The organism is Herbaspirillum sp. UBA812 (assembly GCF_002296545.1).
GTDB lineage: Bacteria > Pseudomonadota > Gammaproteobacteria > Burkholderiales > Burkholderiaceae_D > Herbaspirillum > Herbaspirillum huttiense.
Map to the genome: position 1 here is coordinate 6,682 of NZ_DBIC01000140.1, position 3,226 is coordinate 9,907.

Annotated in this window: 3 protein-coding genes and 1 pseudogene; all 4 read left to right on the forward strand. The window is 61.3% G+C overall.

All coding sequences use genetic code 11. The features are described 5' to 3' along the window. Positions 1–844, forward strand: an 844-nt coding sequence (locus B3873_RS08805) for a glycosyltransferase (protein ID WP_286865350.1), incomplete at its 5' end; no start/stop codon positions are given. Further along, positions 841–1,758: a formyltransferase gene (locus B3873_RS08810; RefSeq protein WP_134222219.1), complete on the forward strand. Its 918-nt coding sequence runs from the start codon at positions 841–843 to the stop codon at positions 1,756–1,758. The genes B3873_RS08805 and B3873_RS08810, both read left to right, overlap by 4 nt. Positions 1,759–1,787: 29 nt before the next feature. Continuing rightward, complete coding sequence (locus B3873_RS08815; protein ID WP_051057356.1) at positions 1,788–2,843, forward strand: bifunctional UDP-4-keto-pentose/UDP-xylose synthase; 1,056 nt, start codon at positions 1,788–1,790, stop codon at positions 2,841–2,843. Positions 2,844–3,114: 271 nt separating this feature from the next. Then, a pseudogene (locus B3873_RS08820) lies at positions 3,115–3,226 on the forward strand (xylanase); the annotation flags it as partial.

A 3,226-nucleotide genomic window follows, 5' to 3' on the forward strand; every position in this document is an offset into this window, starting at 1 on the left:
CATCTTCGTCAACGATGGCAGCCGCGACCGCTCCGCCGGCATCCTGGCCGAGCAATACCGCCTGCGCCCGGACGTGACGCGGGTGGTGCTGTTCAATGGCAACTACGGCCAGCACATGGCGATCATGGCGGGCTTCGAAGCCACCCGTGGCGAAGTGGTGGTGACACTGGATGCCGACCTGCAGAATCCGCCGGAAGAAATCGGCAATCTGGTGGCCAAGATGCGCGAAGGCTACGACTACGTCGGCTCGATTCGCCGCAAGCGCCAGGATTCGGCCTGGCGCACCTACGCCTCCAAGGCCATGAACCGCCTGCGCGAGAAGATCACGCGCATCAAGATGACCGACCAGGGCAACATGCTGCGTGCCTATGGCCGCAACGTCATCGACCTGGTCAACCAGTGCCGCGAGGTCAATACCTTCGTGCCGGCCCTGGCCTACACCTTCTCGCGCAATCCGACCGAGATCGTGGTGGAACATGAAGAGCGCTCGGCTGGCGAATCGAAGTATTCCTTCTACAGCCTGATCCGCCTGAACTTCGATCTGGTCACCGGCTTCTCGCTGGTGCCGCTGCAATTCTTTTCGCTGCTGGGTATCGGGCTGTCGTTTGCGTCGGCGGCGCTGTTCATCCTGATCGTGCTGCGCCGCATGCTGATCGGCGCGGAAGTCGGTGGCGTCTTCACGCTGTTCGCCATCACCTTCTTCCTGATGGGCGTGATCCTGTTCTCCATCGGCCTGCTGGGCGAATACATCGGCCGCATCTACATGCAGGTGCGCTCGCGCCCGCGCTATGTGGTGCAGGCCATCCTTGAGCAATCCTCTTCAGAAGACAAGCAAGCACTATGAACGCCGTCGTCTTTGCCTACCATGATGTGGGTGTCCGCTGCCTGAAGGTCTTGCTCGCGCGTGGCGTGCAGGTGTCGCTGGTGGTGACCCACGAGGACAGCGCTACCGAGAATATCTGGTTCGGTTCCGTGGCCGGCCTGTGCCGCGAACATGGCATTGCCTGCATCACCCCCGCTGACCCGCGCTCGCCGCAGCTGCTGGCGCAGTTGCAGGCGCTGCAGCCGGACTTCCTCTTCAGTTTCTACTACCGTCATATGCTGCCGGTGGAAGTGCTGGCCTGCGCCAGGCGCGGTGCCTACAACATGCACGGCTCGCTGCTGCCCAAGTATCGTGGCCGCGTCCCCATCAACTGGGCGGTGCTGCACGGCGAGACCGAAACCGGTGCCACCCTGCATGAGATGACGGTCAAGCCCGACGCCGGCGCCATCGTGGCGCAGACTGCCGTACCGATTCTGCCGGACGATACCGCGCATGAAGTCTTTGGCAAGGTGGTCGTGGCGGCAGAAATGACGCTCTGGAACGTACTGCCGGCCATGCTGGCGGGCAATACGCCCAACCTGCCCAATGACCTCTCGCAAGGCAGCTACTTCAGCGGCCGCAAGCCGGAAGATGGCCGTATCGACTGGCGGCGTACCGCCGGCGAGGTCCATAATCTGGTGCGCGCGGTGGCCCCGCCCTATCCGGGTGCCTTCGAGGAAATCGCGGGTGATAAAATTACGGTCACGAGAACCCGGCTGGTTCCGCCGGCGGCCCATCCTGCGCTGCAGCGGGCCCACGGTACGCAAGACAAGTTCTTCGAAGGCGGCAAGTTGTACGCACGTTGTGGCGATGGCAACTTCCTCCAGATCCTGGGCATCCTGATCAATGATCAGGATGCTTCACTCAACAATTACCTGAAATACATGGCCTCCTGAAGTCCGGCCATTCACTAGCTCTCTACATTATGAAAAAAGTCCTCATTCTCGGCGTCAACGGCTTCATCGGCCACCACCTGTCCAAGCGCATTCTGGAAACCACGGACTGGCACGTCTATGGCATGGACATGATGACCGACCGCATCACCGACATTCTGGAAAACGAGGCCTACAAGTCGCGCATGCACTTCTTCGAGGGCGACATCACCATCAACCAGGAATGGGTGGAATACCACGTCAAGAAGTGTGACGTGATCCTGCCGCTGGTGGCCATCGCGACCCCGTCGACCTACGTGAACGCCCCGCTGCGCGTGTTCGAGCTGGACTTCGAAGCCAACCTGCCGATCGTGCGTTCGGCCGCCAAGTACAAGAAGCACCTGGTCTTCCCCTCGACCTCGGAAGTCTATGGCATGTGCCATGACGAGGAATTCGATCCGGAAGAATCCGAACTGATCTGCGGCCCGATCAACAAGCCGCGCTGGATCTACTCCTGCGCCAAGCAGCTGATGGACCGCGTGATCTGGGGCTACGGCATGGAAGCCGGCCTGAACTTCACCCTGTTCCGTCCGTTCAACTGGATCGGTGCCGGCCTGGACTCGATCCACACCCCGAAGGAAGGTTCGTCGCGCGTGGTGACCCAGTTCTTCGGCCACATCGTCCGTGGCGAGAACATCTCCCTGGTCGACGGCGGCCAGCAGAAGCGCGCCTTCACCTACATCGATGACGGCATTGACGCCCTGATGAAGATCATCGCCAACGAAGGCGGCGTGGCCTCCGGCAAGATCTACAACATCGGCAATCCGGTGAACAATTATTCCATCAAGGACCTGGCCGACATGATGCTCAAGCTGGCCGCCGAGTACCCGGAATACGCCGAGACCGCCAAGCAGGTCAAGCTGGTCGAGACCACCTCCGCCGCCTACTACGGCAAGGGTTATCAGGACGTGCAGAACCGCGTGCCCAAGATCACCAACACCTGTGACGAGCTGAACTGGGCCCCCAAGACCACCATGGCCGACACCCTGCGCAACATCTTCGATGCCTACCGCAGCCAGGTGGCTCAGGCACGTGCGCTGATGGATTGATTGGTCGCTGACTGACGATCTCATGCAAACCGCGCTTCGGCGCGGTTTTGCTTTTTCCGGCTATGGCCATCTGGCTTGCGCCGGAACAGATCGCCGTCGTGACACCGTATTGCCCCGCATGCTGCGCTGCTGCATATTGTTCTATCCGGCGCAGGATGCTAGTCTCGCAACTTGTCGTCAGCCGCCGCAGTCCAACGCCCGGCGCACTACCCCGACAGTCAGCAACACCATGGCGGACCACCGCCGATCACCCTCTTTCCGGTCCAGCGAATTGCCCAAACTCACTCTCAAGATCGACGCCGATACGTACCGCGGCACCCGCGTGGGCGTCCCCAACCTGATCAACCAGCTGCGCCGCCATCGTGCCGGTGCCACCTTCCTGT